Annotated in this window: 26 protein-coding genes; 14 read left to right on the top strand and 12 right to left on the bottom strand. The window is 63.3% G+C overall.

Annotation, left to right across the window (positions count from 1 at the left end):
- Positions 1-40 precede the first annotated feature (40 nt).
- The gene (locus BM083_RS14350) at positions 41-340 is read right to left on the bottom strand and encodes a DUF6432 family protein (protein ID WP_009366716.1); all 300 of its coding nucleotides are present in this window, start codon (positions 338-340) and stop codon (positions 41-43) included.
- Positions 341-468: 128 nt separating this feature from the next.
- On the opposite strand from BM083_RS14350, the gene BM083_RS14345 reads away from it, so the two are divergent.
- Positions 469-1,383 carry a DUF7093 family protein gene (locus BM083_RS14345; protein WP_089870173.1) on the top strand — a complete coding sequence of 305 codons (915 nt, stop codon included), beginning with the start codon at positions 469-471 and terminating at the stop codon, positions 1,381-1,383.
- Positions 1,384-1,535: 152 nt separating this feature from the next.
- Positions 1,536-1,919 carry a DUF5611 family protein gene (locus BM083_RS14340; RefSeq protein WP_009366714.1) on the top strand — a complete coding sequence of 128 codons (384 nt, stop codon included), beginning with the start codon at positions 1,536-1,538 and terminating at the stop codon, positions 1,917-1,919.
- A gap of 79 nt (positions 1,920-1,998) precedes the next feature.
- On the opposite strand, the gene BM083_RS14335 is transcribed toward BM083_RS14340, so the two are convergent.
- The gene (locus BM083_RS14335) at positions 1,999-2,739 is read right to left on the bottom strand and encodes an SDR family NAD(P)-dependent oxidoreductase (RefSeq protein WP_089870172.1); all 741 of its coding nucleotides are present in this window, start codon (positions 2,737-2,739) and stop codon (positions 1,999-2,001) included.
- A 165-nt stretch (positions 2,740-2,904) separates the two neighbouring features.
- On the opposite strand from BM083_RS14335, the gene BM083_RS14330 reads away from it, so the two are divergent.
- Positions 2,905-3,363 carry a universal stress protein gene (locus BM083_RS14330; RefSeq protein WP_089870171.1) on the top strand — a complete coding sequence of 153 codons (459 nt, stop codon included), beginning with the start codon at positions 2,905-2,907 and terminating at the stop codon, positions 3,361-3,363.
- A gap of 43 nt (positions 3,364-3,406) precedes the next feature.
- Here the strand turns inward: BM083_RS14330 and BM083_RS14325 are convergent, their stop codons facing one another.
- Positions 3,407-3,805, bottom strand: a complete 399-nt coding sequence (locus BM083_RS14325; RefSeq protein WP_089870170.1) for a hypothetical protein — start codon at positions 3,803-3,805, stop codon at positions 3,407-3,409.
- Positions 3,806-3,894: 89 nt separating this feature from the next.
- Between BM083_RS14325 and BM083_RS14320 the strand changes: the two genes are divergently transcribed.
- The 6 genes from BM083_RS14320 (at position 3,895) to BM083_RS14295 (ending at position 11,414) form a co-directional block, all read left to right on the top strand.
- On the top strand, positions 3,895-4,581 hold the full coding sequence (locus BM083_RS14320; RefSeq protein ID WP_089870169.1) for a TIGR00266 family protein: 687 nt from the start codon (positions 3,895-3,897) through the stop codon (positions 4,579-4,581).
- Positions 4,582-4,694: 113 nt separating this feature from the next.
- The gene (locus BM083_RS14315; RefSeq protein WP_089870168.1) at positions 4,695-5,663 is read left to right on the top strand and encodes an ROK family protein; all 969 of its coding nucleotides are present in this window, start codon (positions 4,695-4,697) and stop codon (positions 5,661-5,663) included.
- A gap of 172 nt (positions 5,664-5,835) precedes the next feature.
- A complete protein-coding gene (locus BM083_RS14310) occupies positions 5,836-7,908 on the top strand; it encodes a bifunctional metallophosphatase/5'-nucleotidase (protein ID WP_089870167.1) in 2,073 nt (690 codons plus the stop codon).
- A gap of 55 nt (positions 7,909-7,963) precedes the next feature.
- A complete protein-coding gene (locus tag BM083_RS14305) occupies positions 7,964-9,406 on the top strand; it encodes an LVIVD repeat-containing protein (RefSeq protein ID WP_245756901.1) in 1,443 nt (480 codons plus the stop codon).
- Between the two features lie 72 nt (positions 9,407-9,478).
- Positions 9,479-9,805: a NifU family protein gene (locus tag BM083_RS23810; protein WP_009366705.1), complete on the top strand. Its 327-nt coding sequence runs from the start codon at positions 9,479-9,481 to the stop codon at positions 9,803-9,805.
- Between the two features lie 895 nt (positions 9,806-10,700).
- Entirely contained in the window at positions 10,701-11,414 is a 714-nt protein-coding gene (locus BM083_RS14295) for a hypothetical protein (protein ID WP_089870165.1), read from the top strand.
- A 75-nt stretch (positions 11,415-11,489) separates the two neighbouring features.
- On the opposite strand, the gene BM083_RS14290 is transcribed toward BM083_RS14295, so the two are convergent.
- Positions 11,490-12,914 (bottom strand): ribonuclease FAU-1 family protein, encoded by a 1,425-nt coding sequence (locus BM083_RS14290; protein ID WP_089870164.1) that lies wholly within the window; start codon positions 12,912-12,914, stop codon positions 11,490-11,492.
- Entirely contained in the window at positions 12,911-13,285 is a 375-nt protein-coding gene (locus BM083_RS14285; protein ID WP_009366701.1) for a DUF7532 family protein, read from the bottom strand. Before BM083_RS14285 ends, BM083_RS14290 begins: the two co-directional genes overlap by 4 nt.
- A gap of 130 nt (positions 13,286-13,415) precedes the next feature.
- On the opposite strand from BM083_RS14285, the gene BM083_RS14280 reads away from it, so the two are divergent.
- Positions 13,416-14,420, top strand: coding sequence for a PrsW family intramembrane metalloprotease (locus BM083_RS14280; protein WP_089870163.1), 1,005 nt, complete (start codon positions 13,416-13,418; stop codon positions 14,418-14,420).
- A gap of 11 nt (positions 14,421-14,431) precedes the next feature.
- On the opposite strand, the gene BM083_RS14275 is transcribed toward BM083_RS14280, so the two are convergent.
- The 3 genes from BM083_RS14275 to BM083_RS14265 all read right to left on the bottom strand — a co-directional run bounded on the left by BM083_RS14275 (position 14,432) and on the right by BM083_RS14265 (position 16,546).
- Positions 14,432-14,668, bottom strand: a complete 237-nt coding sequence (locus BM083_RS14275) for a hypothetical protein (protein WP_089870162.1) — start codon at positions 14,666-14,668, stop codon at positions 14,432-14,434.
- 328 nt (positions 14,669-14,996) lie between these two features.
- A complete protein-coding gene (locus tag BM083_RS14270) occupies positions 14,997-15,944 on the bottom strand; it encodes a homoserine dehydrogenase (protein ID WP_089870161.1) in 948 nt (315 codons plus the stop codon).
- Positions 15,941-16,546, bottom strand: a complete 606-nt coding sequence (locus BM083_RS14265) for an amino acid-binding protein (protein WP_009366697.1) — start codon at positions 16,544-16,546, stop codon at positions 15,941-15,943. Before BM083_RS14265 ends, BM083_RS14270 begins: the two co-directional genes overlap by 4 nt.
- 260 nt (positions 16,547-16,806) lie before the next feature.
- On the opposite strand from BM083_RS14265, the gene BM083_RS14260 reads away from it, so the two are divergent.
- The 3 genes from BM083_RS14260 (at position 16,807) to BM083_RS14250 (ending at position 21,061) form a co-directional block, all read left to right on the top strand.
- Positions 16,807-17,601, top strand: coding sequence for an NAD-dependent epimerase/dehydratase family protein (locus BM083_RS14260; protein ID WP_089870160.1), 795 nt, complete (start codon positions 16,807-16,809; stop codon positions 17,599-17,601).
- Positions 17,602-17,734: 133 nt separating this feature from the next.
- Entirely contained in the window at positions 17,735-18,949 is a 1,215-nt protein-coding gene (locus BM083_RS14255; RefSeq protein ID WP_089870159.1) for an NAD(P)/FAD-dependent oxidoreductase, read from the top strand.
- Between the two features lie 57 nt (positions 18,950-19,006).
- A complete protein-coding gene (locus tag BM083_RS14250; protein WP_089870158.1) occupies positions 19,007-21,061 on the top strand; it encodes a glycoside hydrolase family 15 protein in 2,055 nt (684 codons plus the stop codon).
- A 133-nt stretch (positions 21,062-21,194) separates the two neighbouring features.
- Here the strand turns inward: BM083_RS14250 and BM083_RS14245 are convergent, their stop codons facing one another.
- Positions 21,195-23,378, bottom strand: coding sequence for an elongation factor EF-2 (locus BM083_RS14245; RefSeq protein ID WP_009366693.1), 2,184 nt, complete (start codon positions 23,376-23,378; stop codon positions 21,195-21,197).
- Between the two features lie 210 nt (positions 23,379-23,588).
- On the opposite strand from BM083_RS14245, the gene BM083_RS14240 reads away from it, so the two are divergent.
- Positions 23,589-24,350 (top strand): DUF5781 family protein, encoded by a 762-nt coding sequence (locus tag BM083_RS14240; RefSeq protein WP_049893658.1) that lies wholly within the window; start codon positions 23,589-23,591, stop codon positions 24,348-24,350.
- Between the two features lie 99 nt (positions 24,351-24,449).
- Here BM083_RS14240 and BM083_RS14235 read toward each other — a convergent pair whose 3' ends face one another.
- From BM083_RS14235 to BM083_RS23390, 3 genes are all read right to left on the bottom strand, one after another.
- A complete protein-coding gene (locus BM083_RS14235) occupies positions 24,450-25,064 on the bottom strand; it encodes a 30S ribosomal protein S7 (protein ID WP_009366691.1) in 615 nt (204 codons plus the stop codon).
- Positions 25,064-25,492 carry a 30S ribosomal protein S12 gene (locus BM083_RS14230; protein WP_009366690.1) on the bottom strand — a complete coding sequence of 143 codons (429 nt, stop codon included), beginning with the start codon at positions 25,490-25,492 and terminating at the stop codon, positions 25,064-25,066. The genes BM083_RS14235 and BM083_RS14230 overlap by 1 nt, the downstream gene beginning before the upstream one ends.
- A 258-nt stretch (positions 25,493-25,750) precedes the next feature.
- Complete coding sequence (locus BM083_RS23390; protein ID WP_177197649.1) at positions 25,751-25,921, bottom strand: hypothetical protein; 171 nt, start codon at positions 25,919-25,921, stop codon at positions 25,751-25,753.
- Positions 25,922-25,943 lie beyond the last annotated feature (22 nt).

The raw sequence follows: 25,943 nt of genomic DNA, 5'->3' as shown, positions 1-25,943 counted from the left end.
GAAGGTAAAACGTCCCGTCATCTCGCTCTCGGGTCGAGAGTCAGAATCCGAACCGCTCGCGGACGGCGTCGAAGAGGCCCTGTTCGTCCTCCTGTACGTCGCCGGGGTCCGGCACGACTCTGTCGTCCGGGCGGATGCGAAGTCGGTCACCTGCGTCCTCGACGGTGATGAGGCTATCATCTTTGAGTTCACCGAGCGCCTGTTCGATGGTATCGATGTCGGCGTCGACTGCAGCGCGAAGTTCGAAGACCGTCATCCCTCCTTCTGCGCGGTCGACGAGTGCATCGAGAACGGCGACTTCGACGTCGCCGCGGTCCCGATACTCTCGCTTCGCTCTCATACTCTTCCCAACGAGCGCGGCGGTTTTACGCTTACCGGCGAGTTGCACGTCCTGCAGGGTGGAGCGTCTGACGCTCGGCAGACGGAGAGCAGGTAGGTTTTAGTTTTGGACCTCGGAAGGTCCGTGCAATGGGACTTAGGTGTCTACTCGGGCACGATTTCGCTGACCCCGAGATCGAGCGCGAGCGAGAGGAGGAGGGAGCGGAGATGGTCGTCACCGTCCGTGAGGTGAAAACCTGCACACGCTGTGGGCAGACACAGATACTCAGCGAGAACAAAGAGGTGACGTCGATTCGTCCGGCCCGGTCGGACGAACCAGACCCCGCCGAGACCGACGACGCGGCGACCGAACCAAACCCGGATGCCAGCGGATGGGGCGACGCCGACAGTTCGTCGTTCGAGGAGACCACCGCAGGCGACGACTCGTCGTTCGTCGAGGACGACTTCGAACCGCCGCAGACCGCCGAAGAAGACGACGGCGTCATCCTCGAAGACGACGACGAAGAGGACGACCCCGTGGACCGACAACCGGGCGAGTGGCCCGACTCGGACGACGTCGGTCGCGAACCCGACCGGATGCCGACGCTCGAAGAGGTCGAGGGACAACTCGACGCCGACACTACTGACGCCGACGCCGACAGTTCTGACACCGACGCGAGCGTCGCGGGCGATGCGTCGTCACCGTGGCCGGAACAACAGGGCGAAGACGAAGGGTTCGCGGCCGAACCTCACGACGACGACGAGGGCGTCGAAGTCGACTTCGGCAACAAACTCGCGCCGGAACTCGGCGACGACACGGCCGAAGAAGGGTACGACGCCGAGTTCATCGGAAACGCGTCCGACGAGGCGACGACACACGACAGCGGGTCGTCTGGTGGGTTCGCCCGTACGGAGACGCTCTCGCGTGAAGACGCCGCAGACCTCAAGACGGAGTACTACTGCCCCGCTTGCGAGATGACGCGCGTCGCGGACAAGTCGTCGATGCGCGCAGGCGACATCTGCCCGGAGTGTAAACACGGCTACATCACCGAGCGCGAACGGTAACCCACAGTCGCGTCCACTTCTCCCTCTCTGGTAGCGACAGTAGCAACCTTTTTGTACGAAATCCCGACGACGGTGATTTCGACGGCTGGCAACAGTCTGCACGCCGTTCGAACGACGAAACAGGTAAACCATCCCCTACCGAACGGCCTGTCATGAAGGAGTACAAGATGCGCCGCGGAGAGACGCTCGACGAACGAATGCCCGACCTCGAAGGAAGTATCGAGGATTACTTCGGCCCGATTACGGGAACCGAGGAGTTCAACGGCAGCGACCTGTTCGTCGTCGGCGAACCGAAGAACCCCGTGTTCACGAAGATCGTCGCCGGCGCCGTCAAGTACAGTGGCAAGAAGGACAAACTCGCTGTCCACTTCGAAGAGCGTCCGGCCGAGGAGGTCATCGCCGAGGGTCTCGCCGACAACGCCGCCGACGCCGTGAACGCGAAGAACAGTTTCTTACTCGAAGCCACCGGTCGCGACGCCAAGTCTCGCCGTGACTCGATGAAGCGCACCGTCGAGGACGACGCTCCGGATTACTAACTTCGACTTCACCTCAGGTCGACTTCTCGACCACTCGGTCTCGCAGTACCCGACAGGAGCGACTGCGCCACCGTCCCGTCTACAACCGCTCGGGAATCCACCCGCCGTCGACCTCGATGTTCTCACCGCTGATGTACTCGCTTCCCTCGTCGAGGAAGAAGAGCAACACCTGCTGGAGGTCCTCGAACGCTGCCCACCGACCACGGGGGGCGTCGTCTGGGAACTCGTCGGAGTTCTCGACGACGTACGGGGAGACGGCGTTGACGGTGATACCGTCGTTCTGAGTGTCTCGCGCGAGCATCCGCGTGAACATCAAGACGCCCGTCTTGGCGACGAGGTACGGGAAGTTCTTCGGGTAGACGAGCGCTTTCTCGCTGCCGGCGTAGCCGACGTTGACGATGCGGCCCCATCCTTGCTCGCGCATCGCCGGGAGCGCACGTTTCGAACAGAGGTACGTGCCGTTGAAGTTCGTGTCCATGACGGTGTTCCACGTCTCGAAGTCGATCTCTTCCCAGTGGTCCGGAGCGAACGCACCGACGTTGTTGACGAGGACGTCGACGGGGCCGAGTTCCTTCTCGACGGCGTCGAACATGGCGTCGACGGCGTCGGGTTCGGTCACGTTTCCGCGCACCGTCGTCGTCGCCGGTGCGCCACGTTCGGCAGCCTCCTCGGCGGTCGCTCTCGCTTCGTCGGCGCTCGTGTGGTAGTGGACGGCGACCGATGCGCCGGCCTCGGCCGTCGCGAGGAGGAGTTCGCGGCCGATTCCCTTCGCACTTCCCGTCACCAGTACAGTCCGTCCCGAGAGGTCGGGTGTTAGCATACAAGTCTGCTCGGTCGCTCGTCTCAAAATCGTCTCGGTCGGGGAAAGGTACAAGTAGTGTGCTATTGACACACACGGTGAGGAGCACCTCGGCGTTCTAAATGTTTATTCGAGTCTGAGTAAATATCCACCATATTTAAGTCGAGGAAGCGACAATATCGTCGTATGTCACTAGACACGATTCTGCTCGCAATCGGTCCGAGCGACAGCGACCGTATCGACCGACTCGCCGAAGAGACCATCGACGTCGCCAAACCGGCCGGTTCGACAGTCGTCCTCGGTCACGTCTTCACGAAATCCGAGTACGACGATGCCCTCGACAAACTGGAGTTCGACACGACGGCCGACAATGTCTCGCCCGACGACGTCGCGACCCGTCACGCGACCATCCGAGAACTGACGAAACTGTTCGACGACGCAGGTGTCGACTACGTGGTTCGCGGTGCCGTCGGCGACCACGGGAAAGCCATCGTCGACCTCGCTGAGAACGTCGACGCCGACCGCGTCGTCGTCGGCGGCCGAAAGCGCTCCCCGACCGGCAAGGCCGTCTTCGGGAGTGTCGCACAGGAGGTCATGCTCTCGGCACCGTGCCCAGTGACCTTCGTCCGCGCGGACACGAAGTAACAGACGATTTTTACGTCCTCTGACCGTCCTCTCACCGAGCACGTCAACGATTAGCGCGCTCGCGCCACGTCTTCTCTTGTGCCCGTTCTGCGACGTGTCGTCTCCCGTCGGTAATCGTCTCGCGCGCCTCGCTTTCGAACTCGGTGAGTGCGGGGAGAAACGACCGTTGAAACTCCTCGACGACGCTGTACGTCCAGCGGTCGTCGGCAGTGACGCCCCGCGAGAGCAAGTCGTCGCGAATGTGGTCCGCGAGGGCTGGATAGCCGGCGTCTCGCAACGGTTGTTCCGCCGCGTCGAGATGGTCCATCCCGTGGCCGATAGCGTGGTGGAACGCGAGGAGATGCCCCTGTGCGCGGAGCATCCACTCGACGCCGACTTCCACCTCGTGCATCGCGTTCTGCTCTATCTCTGTGAGGTCAGGCCGTTCGCGTTCGCCTGTCATGTGTCATCGTAGCACATGGCGACGCATAGCCCTTCTTGCGTCTGCTCTCTGGGCGAGAAGTTATCTCTCCGTCTCACGTCACCGAAACCATGGAGCACGAAATCGACTACCGTCCCTCCTTTGCCCTCTTGACCGTCCACCTCGACACCGGCGAGCGCCTCCGAACCGAAGCCGGGTCGATGGTGAGTCACACGCCAGGACTCGACGTCGAGACGAAGGCCAACGGTGGCATCTTGGGGTCGCTGAAACGGAGCGTCCTCGGCGGCGAGAGCTTCTTTCAGAACACCTACACTGCGACCGAACCGGGCCACATCACCCTCGCACCGCCGCTCCCCGGTGACGTCGTCCGTCACGACATCACCGACGAGACACTGCTCGTCCAGTCGGGGTCGTTTCTCGCGGCGGACGACACCGTCGAACTCGACACCAAGTTCGGCGGCGGTCGAAGCTTCTTCGGCGGCGAAGGCCTCTTCTTGCTGAAACTGACGGGGACCGGTCCCACCTTCCTCTCCAGTTACGGTGCGGTCCACGAAGTCGAACTGACCGAAGGCGAACAGTACGTCGTCGACACCGGCCACATCGTCGCCTTCGAGGAGTCGACGACGTTCGAGGTGCGGCGTGTCGGCGGGATGAAGTCGACGCTGTTCAGCGGCGAGGGACTCGTCTGTGAGTTCACCGGCCCCGGAAAACTGTGGCTCCAGTCGCGGAGTCAAGACGCCTTCCTCACGTGGCTCATCCCGCAACTTCCGAGCAACACGAGCAGCAGCGGGCAGTAATCGTACAGACCCACGGGAGTCGGCGTACACCGCTCTTAGCAGGGGTGTTACTCAGCTCTGCGAAAGGTTTAGAACGAGTGTAGTTAAGTGGTGGGCACGAGGCTACATAGACAATGGCCTACTACGTGGGCGTCGACCTGGGGGCGACGAACGTCCGGGCGGCCGTCGCCGACGAGAACGCAGAGATTCTCGGAGTAAGCAAGCGCGGGACGCCACGCGGCCCAACCGGTATCGCGGTCACCGAAGCCGTGCTGGAAGTCACCCGCGCCGCGTTCGACGAGGCTGGCGTCGACCCCGAGCAGGCAGTCGCCGCCGGCATCGGTTCTATCGGTCCGCTCGACCTCGCGGAGGGCGTCGTCGAGAACCCGGCGAACCTCCCCGACACCATCGACCGCATCCCCCTCACCGGCCCGCTCTCGAAACTCCTCGACACCGACCGTATCTACCTCCACAACGACACCGCTGCTGGCGTCATCGGCGAGCGCTTCTACAGCGACCGCAACCCCGACGACATGGTCTACGTTACCATCTCTTCCGGTATCGGTGCCGGCGTCTGCGTCGACGGGCACGTGCTCTCCGGGTGGGACGGCAACGCCGGCGAGGTCGGACACATGACCGTCGACCCGAACGGCGAGATGCGCTGTGGCTGTGGCCGCGACGGCCACTGGGAGGCGTACTGCTCGGGCAACAACATCCCGAAATACGCCGAGTACATCTACGAGGAGGACACAGTGGAGACGGAGTTGCCCATCGAGGACCCCGACTTCGACGCCATCGACGTCTTCGACCACGCCGGCGAAGACGAGTTCGCCGACTACGTCATCGACCAAGTGAACCACTGGAACACGATGGGCGTCGCCAACATCGTCCAATCGTACGCGCCCCTCGTCATCTTCATCGGCGGTGCCGTCGCTACCAACAATCCCGAACTCATCCTCGAACCCATCAAAGAGCGCATCGACGACATGGTGTTCATCAACGTCCCCGACATCCAGTTGACGACGCTCGGCGACGAAGTCGTCTTGAAGGGTGCCGTCGCGAGTGCGTTGACCGGAGGAACCGGTGACCGGTCACGGCTGTAGGCCGTGACGACCAGCGGTTTCTTCGTAGGCGGGACAGGTGACCGGTCGCATCTGCAGGTTCGATAGCGAAGCAGACACGACGGCACGCTATATACTGCTCAGTTCGGGTTCAATCATCTCTGGTCGTATTGGCAATTAGACTTAATACTTCGTTCCGGCAGGGTTCAGACGGATGCGACGCGTAACCACACTCTTCCTGCTCGTCTGTCTCGTCACGACTGGCTTCGCCCCCGTGACCGCACAGCCGACGACCGATTCCGCACAAGCCGTATCGCCCGCGAGTACGTCCGCGACAGAGACGCTCGCACAGACCGAGAACAACTCGACGACGCTTACCGTCCTAACCTACAACGACATCCAGACCGCCGCCGCGGAGGACGGTAACCTCCCGCGTCTGGTGACCCTTATCGAGCGACGACGCGCGGCGCACGACAACCCCACCGTCGTCGCCGGTGCGGGCGACCAGATTAGCCCGCACGCGCTCTCGCCGGTGAGTCAGTGGCGTGCACCCGTCGCCGTGTTGAATCAGATCGACCCCGACGCCGACGTCGTCGGCAACCACGAGTTCGACTACGGACTCGAACAGATGTCGAACGTCACTGCCGACTCCGAGTTCCCGTGGCTGGCGACGAACCTCGTGAACGCCTCCACGGGCGAATCCTTCGACGGGACGGAGAACTACACTATCGTCGAACACGACGGCGTTCGCGTCGGCTTCATCGGCGTCGTCGACGAGGGCGCGACCTACGGCAAGACGAACATCAACTTCTCCGAGCGCGGCCTCGAAGTTCAGGACTTCCGCGAGAAAGGCCCGCAGACCGCCGAGTACCTGAAAAGTGAGGAGGACGTCGACGTCGTCGTCGCGCTGGCCCACACCGGCGTCCCGGAGGCGAAGGAACTCGCCGAAGCCGACGAGGGCAACATCGACGTCATCGCCGTCGGCGACGACGAGATAAAGTACCCGCCGCAGGAGACGTCCGACACCGTCATCACCGAAGGCGTCGCCCGCGCGGAGTACCTGAGTGAAGTCAACCTCATCGTCGAGGGTGGCGAAGTCACGAGTTGGGACGGACGACTCATCACCGTCACCGACGACATCCCGAAAGACGAGAACGCCTCGGCCACCATCGACGACTACCGTTCCGAAGTCAACCTCGACTCCACCGTTGGCTACTCGGAGACCGAACTGAACGCGACGTTCGCCGCGAACTACCACGGCGAGACGGGGTACGGAAATCTCGTCACCGACGCGATGCGCGAGCGGGTCGACGCCGACGTCGCCATCACGAACGCCGGCGGCATCCGCTCTGACTCCGTCTACGGCCCCGGCCCGATTACCGGCGGCGACGTGTTCAACACGCTTCCGTTCGCCAACACCCTCGTCTCGGTGGAACTCACCGGGAGCGAACTCCGAGAGACGCTCGCCAGTCAGGTCATCACCGTCGAGAGTGAGACCGGCCAGCAGTACGGGTCCGAAATCTCCCAGCAGGTCAGCGGCGTCCGGTTCGACTGGATTCCCCGGGAAGACGCCGACCCGAAGATTCGCGACATCTACGTGAACACCGCCGGTCCGACCGAAGACCCGAACTGGGAACGCCTCGACGAGAACGAGACGTACACCGTCGCCGTCAACAGCTTCATGGCCGGCGGCGGCAGTAGCTATCCGCTGGCCGACGCACCTCGTGTGGAGACGACCGACGAACTCCTCGCGACGACTGTCATCGACTATCTCCAGGCGCGTGGCACCGTCGCCCCCGAACGGGAAGGCCGGATGCAGCGCGTGACGTCGGAGGTCACAGTCGACGACGCGACAGTCGCCGTCGACGGGAAGGGTAAGATGGTGCTCACGATGGACGCCCCGGCCAACACGACTAGCGTCGACGCCGATTCGTTCTCCGTCGTCTCGCCGGGACCCGGTTCAGCCTCGGTATCCGCCGAACAGGTCACGTACGACGAAGCGGAGAACCGACTCGTCGTCCGCTTCGACGAGGCTGAACTCGCCGCACTCGCCGACGGCGCAGACGAGCGTGAACTCGAACTCTACGGCGAGTACGACTCCGACGACTACGAACGGGCGTACTGGTCGAGTTCGCGACTGAACGCCGACTTCACGGCGAACTTCGAGGACCTCTGTGCGAAACTGGTCTCCGGCGAGTCCGAGTCGGACGACTCGGAGACCTCGGGTACCGCAGACGAGCAGGCACAGTCAGTCGACGCGTCGGCGACGAGTCCAGCGTCGGCGTAATCGAGTCGACTCGACGACCCACGCCCCTTATTTTTCTGCGCCCGTTTGAACCGGTATGCACAGACGTGACGTACTCCGTCTCGGCGCGGCCGCACTCGGTGCGTCCGTCGTCGGAGGGAGTACGGCTACCGCCCACCCCGGTCCCTACCGCCCATACGGCAGCGTCGCCGTCGACGGGGCGAAAGAGGCCGTCGTCGGTCCCGACGGTCAGTACGTCTTCGTCGCCGCGACGACCGGATACGCCGTCGTCGACGTCTCCGTCGCCGACCGTCCCGAAGTCGTCGCCGACCGACGTGACCTCCTCGCGGACCGCGAGAACGGCCCCCTCCGCGGCATCTACGACGTCAAACTCCGCGGTAACCGTCTCGTCGTCGTCGGCCCAGCCAACCCCATTCCCGGTGCGCTCGCGGGGATGCTCGTCGAGGACGTGAGTGACCCGGCGAACCCCGAGACGGTCGCTTTCTACGAGACGGACCACCCTATCCACAACTGCTACCTCGACGGCGACTACGCCTACCTGACCGCCAACAACGGCGCGAAGAACCCCATCGTAATCGCCGACGTCTCTGGCGATTCACCCGAAGAGGTCGCCCGGTGGTCGCTCCCCGACTACGACGAGGCGTGGAGCGACGTCCCGCCGTGGCTTCGGTCGACCCACGACGTGTGGGTCCACGACGGCGTCGCCTACCTCGCAGAGTGGGACGCCGGAACGTGGCTCCTCGACGTGAGCGACCCGACGGCTCCGAGCTATCTCTCGCACATCGAGGGCGTTCCTCGTGACGAGTTACTGGACCTCTCGGAGGGCGAGGTACGTCGACAGGGGATGACGCCGCCGGGGAACCACCACTTCGTCAGCGTCACCGACGACAGCAGTCTCCTCGGCGTCGGCCGCGAGTCGTGGGCGCGTCAGACCGAAGAAGACGGACTCGTTGGCGGGCCGAGCGGTATCGACCTCTGGGACATCTCCGACCCGACGACTCCCGAACGCCTCACGACCATCGAACCACCGACCACAGACAATCCCGTCTACGGCGGTGTCTGGACCACCGCCCACAACTTCGAGTTCCGTGGTGAACGGCTCTACTCGTCGTGGTACCAAGGCGGCGTCAAGCGACACGACATCTCCGACCCGTCGAACCCCGAGGAACTGACGTGGTGGCGCGACCCCGACGCGGCGAGTTTCTGGACCGCCCAACTCGCTGTCCCCGGTGAGACGTTCGTCGCCAGCGACATGGGCGTCCCTCGTGGCGAAGGCGCAGAAATCTACGTCTTCCCCGACCACGCGGGCGACCAAGAGAACCCACCGTCGCTGACGAACGGAACCAGTATGGACGGTGGGTCGGACGTCGTCACCGCGACGCCGACACCGAACGCATCGGACACGGAGTCCCAGTCGACGCCCACGAGCGACGCCGACGCGCCCGGATTCGGTGTCGGCGTCGGCCTCACGGCACTCGGTCTCGCTGGATGGCGACTCGCGGACCGCCGCCGAGAGTGAGCAGTTTTTCACGGTCTTGGTCTCGCTGTGGAAACCACAACATACCCATAGCTGCAGTTCCAAAGGGGAGTAATGACCGAGGAAAGCCTCCAGAAGCGCATCGAGAACTGGATGGTCGGACAGATGCCCATCATCCAGATGCACGGCGGAACGAGCGTCGTCCGCGAGGCGAACCCCGAGACGGGCGAGGTCACCGTCGAACTCGGTGGCACCTGTTCGGGGTGCGGCATCAGCAACCTCACCGCACAGAACATTAAACGTGACCTCATCATGGACTTCGAGGAGGTCCAAGACGTCACCGTCCGCGTCCCCAGTACTGGCGACAGCGGTAGCAGCACCGTCGAGGGTGGCCGCGGCGGCGACCTGCAGTTCTCCAACGAGTCCGCCGAGCACTTCTAGTCGGTCTTTTCGAGTGTCGAACGGGCCTCTGGCCTGCTCGACCCCCAACTCGCTTTGTAGCGTCATCGCCAACGCTCGGGAGACGCCAGTCGAGAGTAGTTCAAAGGACCTGCCACCACCAGAGTGAGACAACGAGTGTCTGGTTCGAGATGTGGTGCACAAATTCGGTTCGTCACTATCTCTATCAGCGACTGGAGAGGTTTCTGGGGTCGTGCTGAATAGAACATGTATCTCTCCCACTTTTCCTCTGAGTAAACGCCGGGGCGAGCAACCTAACAGGAAGTCTCTGAAATCTGAACGCCACGAGAATTCCCAAACCCGATGTTGATGTCTAACTCTTCGTCCATCTGCTGGCCCTCTCGACTTGTACAGTCCATAGTCGCGTTGATTGATTCTGCTTCTCCTCCATCGAGGGAAACAGACACAGAGTAAGTGACACCAGCAGGGATACTTGAGACTGCATCTGTTTCGATGCGTACGTGTGGTTTTCCTCCCTGTGCAGGGGGTAGCTGGTACGTCTGCTCAAACGTTGTTCGCCCGTAGAGTTGAATTTCGATATGCGCGTCGTGTGCCTCACTTGTGTGATTCCGGAGAATGAATCCCAGTGTTCCCACGAATGGTAGTGAGGTGCACCCCGACAGTGCTACGACAGCAGAGAAACTTCCAATTTGAAGGAGTCGGCGTCGAGACCAATTAGAGGGCATATGAGACGAATTTCCAGACAACGGTAATGTGTGTTCTGATAGATTCACTCTCTGTATGTTGCACGCATCTTCTGACAGCATCCGGGGAGGTTTCGATGGTCGTGCTGAACTTAGCGCGCGTAGCCACTATCGGTTCGTGAGAGAGTAGAACTGGGGACGATTCTATGTCCTAACAGAGCGAATAACGACCGATGAATTTCAACAGAAATCTCCAAGCAGGGTTCACGTCCAGCCATCGGGTAGTTGGGGAACTCGCAGCCCTGTCCGTATTCGTCTTCGGAGTTGCGTACACCATCGTAACGGCTCTCGGCTTCCTCTCGTTAGCGTCACCACAGGACCCAATCGGGTATCCCTACGTCACGCTCATGGAACTGCTCATCCTCCCGCTGGCAGCACTCTATCTCGTTACCATGGTCGCTATTCACGCGTATGCGCGTCCTGCGGCCAAGATATACAGTCTCACTGCACTCGTCTTCATGACCGTACTAGCAGCGATCACAACCAGCGTCCATTTTGTCATTCTGACTGTCGGCCCCCAGTTAGAAGCGACAGGGTTGCCGTGGGTTCCACTGGTTATCTCGTTTACGTGGCCATCGGTACTCTATGCGTTAGACATCTTGGCGTGGGACTGGTTCTTCGCGCTCTCGCTTCTCTTTGCTTCGTTCGTCTTCACGGGTGGGAGACTGGAACTGGCAGTTCGAACGCTGTTACTCGTGAGCGGTGTGCTGAGTCTCGTAGGTTTGGTCGGTGTCCCGCTTGCCGACATGCAGGTCCGAAACATCGGTATTGTCGGGTACGCTGTCGTGTCTCCAATCGCGTTTCTCCTGATTGGTATCTTGTTCAGACGTACACAGACCACCCCAGACACTACTGAGCAGAAACAGGAGACTCACCCGTCGGCATGAGAAATGAGAGTACCTCGTGCCGCATACGTCCTCTCTATTCGGCACGCCACTTTTGACGAGAGTCTATACTGCGGGTTACAACGCCCGCTCTAACGCACTCGCCACGTCTCGTGCCTTCTCGGCCAGTGCCTCGGACAACTCTCCCGCCTCGACGGCGTCGTCGAGTTCGTCGTCGTCGACGCGTTCGACTCGCCCATCGGCGTGCTTGATGACGTCGACGTGGAGGTCCACGTACCGAATCGTCTTCGGGAAACACTCGACGGGCGTACAGACGTTGACGTAGGTTCCCTTCCGATTCCCCTCCGAATCGCGGTAGACCGTCGGATACCACCAGCGACCCTCGCGGAACTTCGTCAGGGCGGTGTCACCCGACTCTCGTGGTACTCCGAGTGCGTCGTAGGTGCCGCCGGGGGACATCTGTCGTTCGACGGAGAGCGTCCCCTCCGCGCCGTCGTAGTCGACGACGTCGCCGCTCCCGAGGAGGATGAGTCGGCCGTCGGGTTTCCCGTGGCCGATTCTGACCGTGTCGCCCGCGCCGGGACCGAACTGTCGGGTCACGACGTCGAACGGGAACGCCGCGTCGTCGCCGCCGAGGTCACACAGTGCCTCCGCGAAGTCGACGCCGGCGCTCGCCGCCTCGTGGGCGGCCTTGATGCGGTGGTGACCGGGCATCGTCCGCGTCACCGCTCGGCGGTGTTCGTCGAGTGCGAACCGTGACTCGCGGCCGAACCAACACCACGCCGTCTCCGTCGGGGCGGCGACTCGCCCCGGTTCACCGACCTCGCTGCCGACGACGTCGTCGAGTGCCGACGCTCGCTCGGAGGCCCGCGTGAGTGCGTCGCCCAGCGCGTCCATGCTCGCCGCAGTCGCCGAGTGTGACCACCTGACGCCCCATCCGTCCGGAACGTCGGCACCGAGGAGGTCCGTCATCCCGGCGAGTTCGCGTCCGGCGGCGTCGTCGCGAGTGTCGACACGAGTTCCCTCCTGTCCGGGGACGAGCGTCGCGAGTCCGGCGAACGCTTTCAACTCGGTGTCTAGTAGCGGTCGGTCGTCGTCCCACGGCGGGGCGGCCTCCGTCACCTGTACTCGAACCGCGTCGTCGTCGCTGATGTGGTTCTCGGCGTTTCTGAAGGGGAGAAAGCCCTCGCCGCCGTCGCCGATGTCGACGACGGCACCGCTGCCGAGCGTCTCGCGGACGACGCCGTCGAACACCGACCCCGTCGGTGCAGGGTCGAACCACGCGAGGGTGTCGACACCGACGTCTCGGAGTAGGGCGAGAACCGTCTCGACGGCGTCCGGGTCACCCTCGACACCGACGCCTTGTCGGTCGTCGGTCGTCGCGAGTTCGACGTCGTGGTCCTCGTCGGGGAGCGTCGCGTCGAACCGCTCTCGGATGGGGTCGGACGCCTGTACCACCTCGTGGCCGGAATCGAGGAGGAGTTGTGTCAGCGACGTGGTGTAGATGCCACGAACACGTGCTCGAACGCTCCCCTCGGTCATAGCGCGTCTTCGTCGCGAGCGAATCGGACGCGGGCGTTGACCGTCGACCCTAGTCGGAGTTCCACTTTCTCGTCGGACAGGATGCGGCCGTCTTCGACGGGGACACCCCACGAACCGAACCGAAGGTAGCCTCGCAGGTCTGCCCCGTGTGTGAACAGGTCGACGAACTCGACGTCGTGTTCTTGGACGTCGCTCGCGCTGTGAGCCATCTCCATATCCGAGTAGAACGTTCCACCGTCCTCGAAGAACGCTTCCAACTCTTCGGCGTCGCGCTGGACGGCCTCGGTGACCAACTTCGACGCCTTTCGGAGTCGTTCACGGTCGAGGCCGACCTCCCGCAACGCCTTCTGCGTGCGTTGGTCGAAGTGCATACCTCTCTTTGGACTGCCGGGGTTTTCAGCCTACCTCGTCTGTCCCGACTCCGACGCCCGTCGGCGCCTCCGGCGAGGTTGGCCGCTTAGACCCCTGTTAATTATTCGTCAGGCCCGAATACTGACCATCATGCCAGAGAAAAGCGACCCGATTCAAAACGAGTCCGACTCGGATGTCGACCTCTACGACATCTCGACGTGGGAGGAACGGACCTCACTCGACGGATTGGCCGTCGCGCTGTATCGATTTCTCTCGTGGTCCGCTCGCATCATCGTCGTCCTCGCCGCACTGCTCATCCTGCTCGGGATCGGGGGACTGGCCGCACTGACCGACCTCGAAACGGGTGCGCTCACCCTCTTGTCTGCACTCCCGGCCTTCGCACTGGCGGCGTACGTCTACTACAGCGACGCCACGTCGGGCGAACCGCTCTCGCTACTCGTGGCGACGTTTCTCCTCGGCGTCTTGACCGCGAACTTCGCCGCCATCTTGAACAGCCTCCTCGGTCCCATCTTTCGGTCCGTCGCCGTCGTCGGGTCGATACTGTTCTTCTTCCTCGTCGTCGCACCGGTCGAAGAGACGGTGAAGTTGCTCGCCGTCCGTCTCTACGCGTACCGAAGCAGTAGCTTCGACGCCGTCATCGACGGTGCCGTCTACGGTGCGATGGCCGGACTCGGCTTCGCCACCATCGAGAACTCCCTCTACATCGCCCAACAACTCGGCGAGGACGTCAACTTCGGTCTCGGTCTCATCGGCGCGGGCAACGGCATCGCCTTCGTCCGCGCGCTCGCCGGACCGGGTCACGTCATCTACTCCGCGTTCGCCGGCTACTATCTCGGACTCGCGAAGTTCAACCGCGAGAACGCCGGCCCTATCGTCATCAAGGGACTCCTCATCGCGGCGTTCATCCACGCGACGTACAACTCCACGGTCGGTATCGCGTCGGACGCCATCGCGGCCGTCACCGGTCTTCCGGGCATCCTCGCGTTTATCGTCTACATCATCCTCTACGACGGCTTCTTCGGTCTCCTGCTCTTCCGGAAGATTCGTCGCTACAAGCACGCCTACCGCGCCGCCCACGAGAACGACCGTGACGTCGAGCGAGTCGTCCGGTCGGAGACGACGGAGTTCGAGTAGTTCCGACCGCTCTACTCGCCTCGGTCTTCCTCCTCACTCGTCTGGTTTCGGTCCTGGACCAGTGGTTGTTCTCCGAAGTGGTCGTAACAAGCCACCCACGGGGCGTTTATCCGCCGTTGGCACGGCTCTCCGTCGGTACGCTCTCGGTAGCAGATGTAGCAGCTGTCTTCGTCCTGCGGCGGTTCTGGGTCGTCGTCGTCGGATTGCCGCTCGATACCACTGGTTCCCGTCTGTTTGAGGTTCGACATTGGTCAGTCTGTCGTGGTCTCGGCCGCGTCTGGTGCGCTCGGGCTGTCTCCCTCTGTGCCGGTCGACACGTCCTTTCTACACACTGGTTCGACGACGTCCGTCAGTGCGGACAGTCGTCGAGTCGCCGAACTGGCAGGTCGTGACGCCGTTGCCCTGCGTGTGTGCTGTGGGCCGTTGGCACTCGCTGGTGCAAGACGAACCGATGTGAGCCGAGAGGTTGAGTAGCACCCTTGTTGCGTCAAGCCATTGAAATAGCCACGGCTGACACCCCGTCGAGATGGCGTCCGTTCGAAAACCGTGAGTAAGAGGCGCGAGCAGGAACAGTCTCTACTCGATTCGGCTGACGTCCGAGAGGACGGCTGTCGCCGTCTCCGGTCCGCCAGCACCACGACCGCTCAGGTTGAGATTCCCAGCGTACTCCGTCTCCAGTTGGACGATGTTTCGCGTGCCGCTCACGGCGAGCGTGCCGTTCTGCGGGACGAGTCGCGGGCCGACGCGAACGCCGCTGGGTGTCGCCTCGCCGATGAGACGGACTGTTCGGCCGTCTTCGGCCGCCAAGTCGAGTGCACTACCGGGGATGTTCTGTATCCCTTCGACCTCTGCGTCGTCGAGGCTGTAGCCGCCGTCGCCGAGGACGTTCGCGAGGATGACGCACTTCAGCGCGGCGTCGGTCCCCTCCACGTCGAAGGAGGGGTCGGCCTCCGCGACGCCGAGGTCCTGGGCCTCCGCGAGGACGTGTTCGTAGCCGAGTCCTTCGGCAGCCATCCGCGACAGGATGAAGTTGGCCGTCCCGTTCAGGACACCGCGTGCGGCGTTGATGTGGTCGGGTCCGAAGTCCGAGATGGTCGAGAGAACCGGGATAGCGCCGCCGACGGCAGCCTCGAACTGGACGGTTCCTGCGCTGTCGGCTTCGAGTGCGCGCAGGTCGTCGTAGCGCTCGGCGACCGGTCCCTTGTTGGCGAGGACGACGTGTCGGTCTGCTTCGAGTGCGCTCCGCACGTGTGAGAAGCCGGGTTCGGCGTCGCCGAGCGTCGTCGGCGTCGCCTCGACGAGGACGTCGTAGTCGGATGCGAGGACGTCTTCGATGTCGGCGTCGCCGACGGTCCCCTCCCGTTCTTTGCGGTCCAGCACCGACGCCGGGTCGAGTCCGTCGGCGTCGACAGTCGCCGTCGTGGAGTCGGCGACGGCGGTGACGACGTGGCCGTACTCGCTCGCCAGTTCGACGACCGACTGACCGACCGCCCCCGCGCCGAGGACGGCGAGACGGAGGCTCACGCCGACACCTCCGTCAGGGGTTCGACGACGTGGATGTCTTTCCCGTCGGTCACCTCGCGAATCGCGTCGAGGACACGCTCCGTCTTGCCCGTCCGCGCCGCGAGACGGAGACGTGCGCTGGAGACGTCGTCGGTTCCTTCCGGTGCCGACAGCGAGAGGTCAGTCACCGTCGCGTCGGCACACCGCTGTATCCGTTGGAGCGTGTCCGAGAGGTCCGTGTCGATGAGGTGGCCGACGAGCAGAAGCGTCAACTCCTCGCCGTACCGCTCTGCACCGGCTTGGATGACGTTGACGCCGTTGTCTCGCAGTGCCGTGACGATGGTCTCGAAGCGGTCCGGCGGGCATTCGAGGTCGACTTCGACCGGAATACGCCCACGCGGTGTGAGGTTCCCGCGTTCGTGGAATATCGACAGGAGATTGCCGCCGTTCTCGGAGATGGGGCTGAGCGCCGCGAGCAGCTGTCCCGGTTCGTCGACGAGTTCGAGACGGATGGTGTGCGCCTGTGGGTGTTCGCCACCGTCGGTCTCGGTACCGTCGCCGTCGTCGACTTCCGAGTCGCCTCCGCCGTTCGAATCGAACGTGTCCGAGGCGTTCTCGCTCATCGCCCACCTCCCGTGGCACGCGCCGCTGTCGGTGTTGTCGGCTGGAACGCAACGCGTCGTCGTTCCGTGCCGATGCAGTTCGGGTAGTGCGTGCCCCGTTGCATGTTACGCACCACTCGTTGCTCGTGGTATAAGCCTTCGTCGGTCGCAATTCTCTCCGGCGTCCATCGAATGTTACCACGTGTCTCACACTGTGACGACACTGGGTGCCTCTACTGGCCACCACGTATGTAGGCGACGCAGTCGAACTCCCGGCCACCATGTCCCATATCGCAATCACCGGCGCGGCCGGTAACGTCGGTCAGGTCGCCGCCGACGCGTTCGAGGAGTCGGAGCACGAACTCACACTGTTCACGCACAGCGAGAACGACGAGATGGACAGCGTCGTCCTCGACGTGACCGAACGAGACGCCTTCGTCGAGAAACTCCCCGACGACGCGGACGTGCTCGTCCATCTCGCGGCGAACCCCTCGCCCTACGCCGACTGGGACGAACTCAGCGGGGTCAACGTCGACGGCGTCTACAACGCCTACCACGCGGCCGTCGAGAACGACCTCTCGCGCGTCGTCTACGCGAGTTCGAACCACGTACTCAACGCGACGGGCGTCGCCGACCCGACCGAACCGGAGACGACGACAGACGACGCCGGCGCGATGTTCACCGACGACCGTCACGCACCCGACTCCTACTACGGTGTGACGAAGGTGGCCGGCGAGGCGATGGGGAACTTCTACGCACACCGTCACGGACTCGACGTCGTCAACCTCCGAATCGGATGGCTCCTCTCGGAGTCCGAACTCCGCGAGACGGTGGACGACCCACCCTCTTCGGAGTACGAGGAGGCGGCCGTTCGATTCGCTCGCGCGATGTGGCTCAGCCCACGCGACTGTCGTGACGCGCTGTTGAAGGCGGCGACGGCCGACCTCCCGGAGAACCCACTCGTCGCTCACGCCATCTCGGAGAACGAAGACAGACTGCTCTCGCTCGTCGAGACGCGGCGAACGCTCGAATACGAACCGCAGGACGACGCCGCTCGGGTACTCGACGACGAGTGAAGATGCCAACCGGCCAGCGCGTTTAACATCGATTCGAGGGTAGTCGAGAACGAGAGATGTGTGACCTGTCGACGACTTCGACCGTTATCGCATCTGTGGAGACGACCGTATCCAGTAGCGGGGGGCGTCAGCCGTGACACGCGTCGTCGTCCTCGGGTCGGGATACGCCGGATGTGCGGCCGTCCAGAGCCTCGAAGCGGAACTCGACGAGTCGGACACAGAGGTGGTGTGGGTCTCGAAAGAGCCGTACCATCTCGTCTTACACGAAGTACACCGCTACATCCGAAACCCGGGCGTCCGCGACCACATCACCGTCCCCGTCGAGGAGGTCAAGTCGGACGAGACGACGTTCGTCCACGCGGCGGTGACCGGTCTCGACGTCGAGGACCGCACTGTCGAACTCGACGGCGCAGAGAACCTCGACTACGACTACGCCGTGGTCTGTCTCGGCAGTCAGACGGCGTTCTTCGACGTCGACGGCTTGCGAGAGTACGCCCACACGGTCAAGAGCCTCGACGACGCCCGTCGCATCCGCGAGGAGTTACGAGTCGCGGCCCGCGAGGGGACTTCCGACGACCCCGCGCAGGTCGTCGTCGGCGGGGCGGGACTCACGGGCATACAGGTCGCCGGCGAGATTGCCGCGTGGCGTGACGAACGCGACGCGCCAGTCGACGTCCACCTCCTCGACGAGGAAGACGAGATTTTCGCCGGGCACGACCACGAGTTCCAGGGAGCCATCCGGAACCAACTGGAGGCGCACGACGTCGACATCGAGACGGAGACGGCCATCTCCTCGGTAGACGAGGAGACGGTCCACCTCGACGGGGCAGACGACCGTTCGTACGACGTGCTCGTCTGGGCCGGTGGCGTGACCGGACAGGACGCGCTCTCCGACGCCGACGTCGAGAAAGACCACAACCGAGCGTACGCCGACGCGACGCTGAAGACGAGCGACGAGCGTGTCTTCGCCATCGGCGACGCGGCGTTGATGCACCAAGACGACGAGAACGGCCCACTCACCGAAGGCGCGCTCTGGGAGACGGTCGTCAACCCCGACACCGACGACGTCCCGCCACCGACCGCCGAAGCCGCGTGGGAGGCGGGCAAACATCTCGGCGAGAACGTCGCCCGTGACGCCGAGGGCCGCGAACTCGCCCACTGGGTGTACACGAACAAGGGAACGCTCGTCTCCATCGGCGACGCCGCCGTCGCCCACGAGGTGCTCGGTATCCCCAGCAACACCTTCGGCGGACCCGCCGCCCGGAACATCAAACGGGCTATCTCGGCACGATGGCTCGGCACGGTTTCCTCGTGGCGACGGGCGGCGCGGGCGTGGCCCGAGATGTGACGACCGACTCACGACGCGACATCTGACGACTCTACCGACACCACACAGACGACATCCATGTTGACCGAAGATCATCTTCCCAGCGACAAAGACGCGATTCTCGGCGCACCGACCGACGAAAGTGGCTCTATCCTCGCCACCGTCAACCAGTACCCGTCGAGCACCGGCGACGAGGGCTGGCACGGCGCACTCGTCGAAGAACCGACGGCGTTCCGCGCGGACATTCTGCAGTTCACCGACCTGCACACGCTCCTGTGGGACGCCGACCTCGAACAGACACTCGACGTCCGTAACGACGCCGTCGACAGCGACGTCGACTACGCGTCGAGTCGCGTCCCCGAGGTGCGAATGCAGAACCGATTCGAGTTCGCAGACGACTCGACTGCCGAGTTGGACCAACACGTCCTCGTCAGCGCGGAGCGTCCGGCGCTGCTCGTGCAGAGCGACGTGGCGTTCGGGAACGCGAACACCCACACCGCTTACACGGTGCTCAACTCGGCGATTCACTCCACCGAGGCCGACGCGGGTGGTGAGGAGGCGTATCTCACCACGAGCGAGGGCTACGACTGCATCGTCGCCCACGACGAGGGATGTGGGCTGTACTTCGCGCTCGCACAGTCACGCCCGGAGACGGACCAGACCGAGTTCGACGGCCAGCGCGTCGGACACGTCGATACGCAAGAAGGACCGGACAAGAGCGCGTGGACCGACATCTACGAGGAGAACGACGGGTACATCGACGCCAACGACGGCAACGAGGGACACGTCGACGTCGGGGTCGGTCTCTTCCTCGACGACGACGAGTCGGCGACGTGGCTGACGGCCGTCGGCTTCGGCGAGAGCGAGGAAGACGCCCTCGACGCGGCGACGACGGCGCTCGACAACGGCTACGACGAAGAGCGCGAGGCGTTCACCGACGCGTGGGAGTCGTGGCACGAATCGACCGACGGGTCGCCCGTCGACGACGACACCGTCACCGGGATGTACGAGCGCTCGCTGACGAGCATGAAGTGCGCACAGGACCCACGCGGTCCGATGATTGCGGGTGCGTTCGAACCCAACGACCAAGGGTATCGCTACGTCTGGCCGCGCGACCAGGTCATCCTCATCCAGGCGGCGCTCGCTGCGGGGGCCGTCGACGAGGCGCGTGCGGCGCTCGATTGGCTGGACGACGCGCAGATTACCGACGACGTGGCCGACGAGCGTGATATTCCGCGCACGGGCACGTGGTGGCAGAACTATCGCACCGACGGCGAGTCCCACTGGACGGAACTCCAACTGGACCAGGTCGGTGGCCCCATCTACGCTCACTGGCTCCTCTGGCAGAAAACCGAGGACGACGACGTGGTCGACGCCTACTACGAGATGAGTGAGCAAGCCGCCGAGTTCCTACTCGACTACGACAACGGTGAGGGCTTCCCGGGCAAACATCAGGACCCGTGGGAGGAAGTGTGGGGCTACAGCACCGAAGGTGTCGCCGCTGCCATCGCCGGTCTGCGGTCGATGGCTGCTCTCGCCGACGAGCAGGGTGACGACGAGTTCGCCGACGACTGTCGCGAGCAGGCCGAGACGTGGGCCGACAACTTCGACGACTACTGCTTCCACGAGGACGCCTACCTCGGCGACCACTACGTCACCGCCGACAGCCCCGAACGCGACGACAACGTCTCGCCGAACGAACGGCCGGACGCCGCCACGTTCATGGCTTACTGGCCGTGGAACGTCGCCGACGCCGACAGCGACGAGATGCAGTCGACCGTCGCCGCCGGCGACGACGAGGCGTGGTCGGCCGAGGGAGCACGGTGTCTCGCTCGGTATCCGGAGGACAACTACACCCCGTCGGGGTCGCCCGAGGCCGGCGGGTGGCCGCTCTGTGAGGCCTACGGCGACGTGGTGCGCTGGCAGAGTGAGCACGACGCCGACGCCGTCGAGGACTACGTGTTCACCGACGCACCCGAGTGGACGACGGCCGCCGGACTCCTCCCCGAGCAGGTCGACGGCGAGGGTGACGTTCGCTGGAACAGTAACCTCCAGTGGAGTCAGGCGATGTACATCCTGCTCGCCGAGAGCTACGCAGCGGACGAACCAGTCGGCTTCGCGCCGGACGAGTAGCAGTAGTTACGTCCGCCGCAGGACGCACTTTTTCCGAACGACGAAATCCCTGCGTCAGCGACGCCGTCGCTCGTCGAGTCGTGACCGGGTCGAAAAAGAACCGAAAGAACCGCGAATGTGAGAGAGCCGCGAGTTAGATGTAGTCGATGGCGGGCGACAGTTCGAGCTTCATGCCCTTGCGCTCTCGAATCTCCATGATCTTGTCCGTCTGAAGACTGTCAGACATGACGCGGAAGCCGGCGTTCTCCGTGTTCCAGGAGGCGCGGCCCTCGGTCGCCGAGCGGACGTCCGAGGAGAATCCGATCATCTCTTCGACGGGTGCGATACCCTCGATGACCATGAGGTCACCCTCTTGGTACATGTCGTCGACGCGGCCACGGCGACCCTGAATCTCGCCGGAGGCCGAGCCCATGTAGTCCGAGGGAACGTCGATGCGGACGTTCTGGATGGGTTCGAGCAGCTTGACCTTCGAGTCGATGAGTGCACGGTGGACAGCCTCGCGTGCGGCGGGGATGACCTGTGCGGGACCACGGTGGATGGTGTCCTCGTGGAGCTTCGCGTCGTGGAGACGGAGGAGCGCACCCTGGACCGGCTCGGCGGCGAGCGGGCCGTCGTTGAGTGCTTCTTCCATCCCCTCGATGACGAGTTCCATCGTCTCGTTCAGGTGCTGGATACCCTTCGTGTTGTCGAGCAGGATGTTCGAGCCGAAGATGTGCTCGAAGTTCTGGGAGGCGTCTTTGTCCATGCCGGCTTCCTGGAGTGCTTCACGGCGCTCCAGTTCGGGCATGTCGTTGGCGATGTTGCCGAGACGGATCTCCTCGACGATCTCCTCCGACAGGGGCTCGACGGAGATGTAGAACTTGTTGTGGCGGTTCGGAGAGACACCCTCGACCTCGCGGGAGGCCTGCGTCGGTGCCTCGCGGTAGACGACGATAGGCTCACCAGTGTGAACCGGGATACCCTGGTTCTTCTGGATACGCTGCGTGATGACTTCGAGGTGGAGTTCACCCTGTCCGCTGATGAGGTGCTCGCCGGTGTCCTCGTTGATTTCGATGCGGATGGTCGGGTCTTCCTTGGCGACCTGCTGGAGCGTCTGGATGAGCTTCGGCAGGTCGTCCATGTTCGTCGCCTCGACGGACTTCGTGATGACCGGCTCCGAGATGTGCTCGATGGACTCGAACGGCGTCATCTCGACGGAGGAGACGGTCGAACCGGCGATTGCGTCGCGCAGGCCGGTGACGGCGGCGATGTTCCCTGCGGGGACCCCACGGTCGAGGTCCTCGCGCTCGCCACCCATGAAGATACCAACCGACTGGACGCGGTTCTTCTTGGCAGTCCCGGAGACGTAGAGCTCTTGGCCCTTCTTGATGGTCCCCGAGAACAGGCGACCGGTCGCGATTTCGCCCGCGTGGGGGTCCATCGAGATGTCGGTCACCATGAAGACGACGTCGCCGTCGTCGTCGACTTCGCGCATCTGCTTTGCGATTTCGGACTCCGAGTCACCACGCCAGACGGCGGGGATACGACGGGGTTGGGCGTCGAGCGGGTTCGGGAAGTGCTCGGCGACCATGTCGAGGACGACGTCCGAGAGCGGCGTCCGCTCGTGAAGTTCCTGACGCTCGTCGTTCTGCTCCATGTCGATGATGTCGCCGAAGGAGATGCCCGTCTCCTGCATCGACGGCATCGAGACGCCCCACTTGTAGAGCGCGGACCCGAAGGCGACGGTACCGTCTTCGACGGAGACCGTCCAGTCGTAGTCCTTCTCTTCGGTCATGCCTCGGATGAGCTCGTTGACGTCGGAGATGACTTCGAACAGGCGCTCCTGCATCTCCTGCGGTCCTTCCTGAAGCTCGTTGATGAGGCGGTCGACCTTGTTGATGAACAGTGCGGGCTTGACACCCTCGCGGAGTGCCTGCCGGAGCACCGTCTCCGTCTGCGGCATTGCGCCTTCGACGGCGTCGACGACCACCAGCGCACCGTCGACAGCACGCATCGCACGCGTGACGTCGCCACCGAAGTCGACGTGACCCGGTGTGTCGATGAGGTTGATGAGGTGGTTCTGATCTTCCCACTCGTGGGTCATCGAAACGTTTGCTGCGTCGATGGTGATCCCACGTTCCTGCTCGTCCTCTTTCGTGTCCATCGCGAGCTGCTGGCCTGCGGTCTCGTCAGAGATCATGCCGGCACCTGCGAGGAGGTTGTCGGAGAGCGTCGTCTTCCCGTGGTCGACGTGAGCGGCGATGGCGATGTTCCGGATGTGCTCCGGGTTGTCCATCAGTTTCTCACATTCTTGAACAATCTTCTTTCGTCGGCCCATTATACTGATTCCTTCCAGTAGGAGGGTCAAAAGGGTAGTGTTTTGCCGGTGGAGAAACCCCCGAATTCTCCGTCCTCGTCGCTATGTGTGGCAATGTACCACGCGAAAGGGATGGAGCGGGAGCCGAGGGCTGTTCACGTCGGTATAACTCACGTACCATGAGGAAAGGGCACAAGAGTCATACCACCGTGTCACTTGGTACTATTACACATGGATGTGCGTGTGCTGGGGGCCGCCGCTCCCGACCCGTTTCTCAGTGCGGCGGACCTGTTCGAGACCGAATACGACCTGGAGTGGCCGGTTCGCGTCCGCGTCAGAGACGACCCGGACGAGCGAACGTGGGCTGGCCACTACGAGGACTACCACGTGCTGAACATCTCTCGACAGGCCGCGACGAGCGTCATGGCCCGTGAACTCGCACTCCACGAGTTCGCTCACATGGCGAGATACGAGGAGTCTCACCCGTCTCACACGCAGTCGACAGAGGAGGTCCTCTTTCTCGCACTCGCTGGTCGCTCGGTCGAACGCCACAAACTGATTCACTGCTATCAGATTGCGAACCACATGAAAGACATCTACGCCGACGACATCACCCTCTCGCTCACGTCGGCGACGAAACTCCTCACCTTCCTCGAATCGCAACTCGCGGCCGCCGTCGCCGACCGACCGACCACCGACGGCCGTCCCGAGTCGACGCGGCTGACCGCCGCCGCCGACCCGGACATCACCGCCGTCAACGCCGCCTTCGCGTTGGCACTCGTCGAACGACACGACCTCGTCGGCTCGGACCACCCGCTCTACGACTTCGCACGAGTCGCCGGCGACGACGCACCCGACGTTGACCTCCACGCGTTCAAACGGCGGTTCAAGTCGCTCGTCGCCGACCCGACCGAGAGCGACTACCGGAAGACGCTCGTCGACGTCACGCGCGCCTACGCGGTTCACTCGGGGTCGTGGCCTGCGGCGGACTGAAGGTGTCGGTGTCGACAGAAAACCGACGGCGTCGCTCACGAACAGGGGAAAGAGAGAAGATCGGAAGACGGTGCGGAGGCGTAAGACGCCGAACCCGGATTAACGGGCTGCGGCGGCGACGCGCTCGCGCTCTTCTTTCTGCGAGATGGCGTACGTCTGGACGTCGTAGTTCGACGCACCGACGAGCTGCTGTGCGAGTGACTCGGCGGCACTGGTCTTCGACTTGAAGGAGCCGGACTTCGTTCCCTGTGCGATGTACTTCAGGGCCTGGTCGACACGGCGCTGCGGTGCGACGTCGACGGCCTTCGGGACGGAGATGCCACCGTACTTCAGGCGGACGGTCTCCTCACGCGGGGCGGCGTTCTCGACGGCCGTGACGAGCACCTGCACCGGGTTCTCCTCGGTGCGCTCGTGGACGATTTCGAACGCTTCGCGGACGATCTGAAGCGTCTTCTGCTTCTTGCCCGTGTTGTCTTCCGTCTGCATCAGACGGTTGACGAGGCGCTCGACGACGCTGATCTCGGACTTCTTGAACTGCTTCGAGGCGTGACGGCCCATCGTGTGCGCGATGGGGGTCACGTTCAGGTAGCGCTGGGTACTCGGGTCTGCGTACTCGATTTCGGTGACGTCCCAGACGCCGAAGAGCTGTGCGTTCGACTCTGCTTCTTCACTGTCGGCCGGGGATTCCGGCTCGGGTGCTTCACTCTCAGACATTATCGGACCGGTTTCTCCGCGTTACCGCGCACGAGTTCGAGCATCGACACGCCGTTTACCTTCTCGACTTTGTAGTTGACACCGGAAAGGTCACCCATCGCGCGACCCTTCGCGCCACCGATCCCGGCGATGGTGACTTCGTCGTGCTCGTCGATGAAGGAGATTGCACCGTCACCCGGACAGAACGCGGTGACCTGCTTACCGTTCTTGATAAGCTGGACACGGACGCACTTTCGGATCGCCGAGTTGGGCTGCTTTGCTTCGATACCGACCTTCTCGAGGACGATACCGCGTGCCTGCGGTGCACCCTCGAGGGGGTCGGACTTCTTTCGAAGGCCGCGCTCACGACGCGCGTACTTCGAGTCGGACCATCGGTGGCTCTGACGGTCCTGTTTGAGTTTGCGTGCTGCGTACTTGCCGTTCGCCATAGTAACCATGAGTTCCTGACCGAGCTACTTAAGCCTCCCTTTTCGTCTCGGGCGAAACGGCCTCAGATACCTTCTTTCACCCCGCTACTCGATTCTGAGGCTGTCTTAGTAATTCGAGTTACGGGCGCTCAGCGGAGAAGAGGGAACGAACGGCCTGCACAAGCCGTCTCGATATTGTAACGAGTGCAAGTCATCACTCACCCGACCGCATGACAGCGTGCGGTCGGGTGAGTGACCAGTTACACGAGCTACGATAGTTCAGTCCAGATAGAACAGCACTTCGAACTCGGCGGTACAGTCGTCGCACGTGACGAGTTCACCGTAGAGTATGTCACCGAGTTCTGGCTCTCCCCCGTCGGCCACCGCCAACGTCGCCGGGAGGGTGGCGTCGCAGGAGGGACAGGAGATGGGGACTGGTGGCTGTGACATACTCGAACTCGACGTTCTGTAT

It is taken from the genome of Halogranum rubrum, from assembly GCF_900114455.1.
In the GTDB taxonomy this organism is placed as follows: domain Archaea; phylum Halobacteriota; class Halobacteria; order Halobacteriales; family Haloferacaceae; genus Halogranum; species Halogranum rubrum.
Note: the sequence above shows the minus strand (reverse complement) of the source record. Positions and strands in the feature narration are given on the sequence as shown.

What these genes read in the sequence shown, in the direction of transcription:
- BM083_RS14330 (WP_089870171.1), top strand. Translation starts at nt 2,905, where the DNA reads ATGTCACTAGACACGATTCTGCTCGCAATCGGTCCGAGCGACAGCGAC.
- BM083_RS14350 (WP_009366716.1), bottom strand. Translation starts at nt 340, where the DNA reads ATGAGAGCGAAGCGAGAGTATCGGGACCGCGGCGACGTCGAAGTCGCC.
- BM083_RS23390 (WP_177197649.1), bottom strand. Translation starts at nt 25,921, where the DNA reads ATGTCACAGCCACCAGTCCCCATCTCCTGTCCCTCCTGCGACGCCACC.
- BM083_RS14235 (WP_009366691.1), bottom strand. Translation starts at nt 25,064, where the DNA reads ATGTCTGAGAGTGAAGCACCCGAGCCGGAATCCCCGGCCGACAGTGAA.
- BM083_RS14275 (WP_089870162.1), bottom strand. Translation starts at nt 14,668, where the DNA reads ATGTCGAACCTCAAACAGACGGGAACCAGTGGTATCGAGCGGCAATCC.
- BM083_RS14310 (WP_089870167.1), top strand. Translation starts at nt 5,836, where the DNA reads ATGCGACGCGTAACCACACTCTTCCTGCTCGTCTGTCTCGTCACGACT.
- BM083_RS14280 (WP_089870163.1), top strand. Translation starts at nt 13,416, where the DNA reads ATGCCAGAGAAAAGCGACCCGATTCAAAACGAGTCCGACTCGGATGTC.
- BM083_RS14295 (WP_089870165.1), top strand. Translation starts at nt 10,701, where the DNA reads ATGAATTTCAACAGAAATCTCCAAGCAGGGTTCACGTCCAGCCATCGG.
- BM083_RS14305 (WP_245756901.1), top strand. Translation starts at nt 7,964, where the DNA reads ATGCACAGACGTGACGTACTCCGTCTCGGCGCGGCCGCACTCGGTGCG.
- BM083_RS14340 (WP_009366714.1), top strand. Translation starts at nt 1,536, where the DNA reads ATGAAGGAGTACAAGATGCGCCGCGGAGAGACGCTCGACGAACGAATG.
- BM083_RS14320 (WP_089870169.1), top strand. Translation starts at nt 3,895, where the DNA reads ATGGAGCACGAAATCGACTACCGTCCCTCCTTTGCCCTCTTGACCGTC.
- BM083_RS14240 (WP_049893658.1), top strand. Translation starts at nt 23,589, where the DNA reads ATGGATGTGCGTGTGCTGGGGGCCGCCGCTCCCGACCCGTTTCTCAGT.
- BM083_RS14325 (WP_089870170.1), bottom strand. Translation starts at nt 3,805, where the DNA reads ATGACAGGCGAACGCGAACGGCCTGACCTCACAGAGATAGAGCAGAAC.
- BM083_RS14285 (WP_009366701.1), bottom strand. Translation starts at nt 13,285, where the DNA reads ATGCACTTCGACCAACGCACGCAGAAGGCGTTGCGGGAGGTCGGCCTC.
- BM083_RS14315 (WP_089870168.1), top strand. Translation starts at nt 4,695, where the DNA reads ATGGCCTACTACGTGGGCGTCGACCTGGGGGCGACGAACGTCCGGGCG.
- BM083_RS23810 (WP_009366705.1), top strand. Translation starts at nt 9,479, where the DNA reads ATGACCGAGGAAAGCCTCCAGAAGCGCATCGAGAACTGGATGGTCGGA.
- BM083_RS14230 (WP_009366690.1), bottom strand. Translation starts at nt 25,492, where the DNA reads ATGGCGAACGGCAAGTACGCAGCACGCAAACTCAAACAGGACCGTCAG.
- BM083_RS14345 (WP_089870173.1), top strand. Translation starts at nt 469, where the DNA reads ATGGGACTTAGGTGTCTACTCGGGCACGATTTCGCTGACCCCGAGATC.
- BM083_RS14290 (WP_089870164.1), bottom strand. Translation starts at nt 12,914, where the DNA reads ATGACCGAGGGGAGCGTTCGAGCACGTGTTCGTGGCATCTACACCACG.
- BM083_RS14260 (WP_089870160.1), top strand. Translation starts at nt 16,807, where the DNA reads ATGTCCCATATCGCAATCACCGGCGCGGCCGGTAACGTCGGTCAGGTC.
- BM083_RS14245 (WP_009366693.1), bottom strand. Translation starts at nt 23,378, where the DNA reads ATGGGCCGACGAAAGAAGATTGTTCAAGAATGTGAGAAACTGATGGAC.
- BM083_RS14265 (WP_009366697.1), bottom strand. Translation starts at nt 16,546, where the DNA reads ATGAGCGAGAACGCCTCGGACACGTTCGATTCGAACGGCGGAGGCGAC.
- BM083_RS14250 (WP_089870158.1), top strand. Translation starts at nt 19,007, where the DNA reads ATGTTGACCGAAGATCATCTTCCCAGCGACAAAGACGCGATTCTCGGC.
- BM083_RS14335 (WP_089870172.1), bottom strand. Translation starts at nt 2,739, where the DNA reads ATGCTAACACCCGACCTCTCGGGACGGACTGTACTGGTGACGGGAAGT.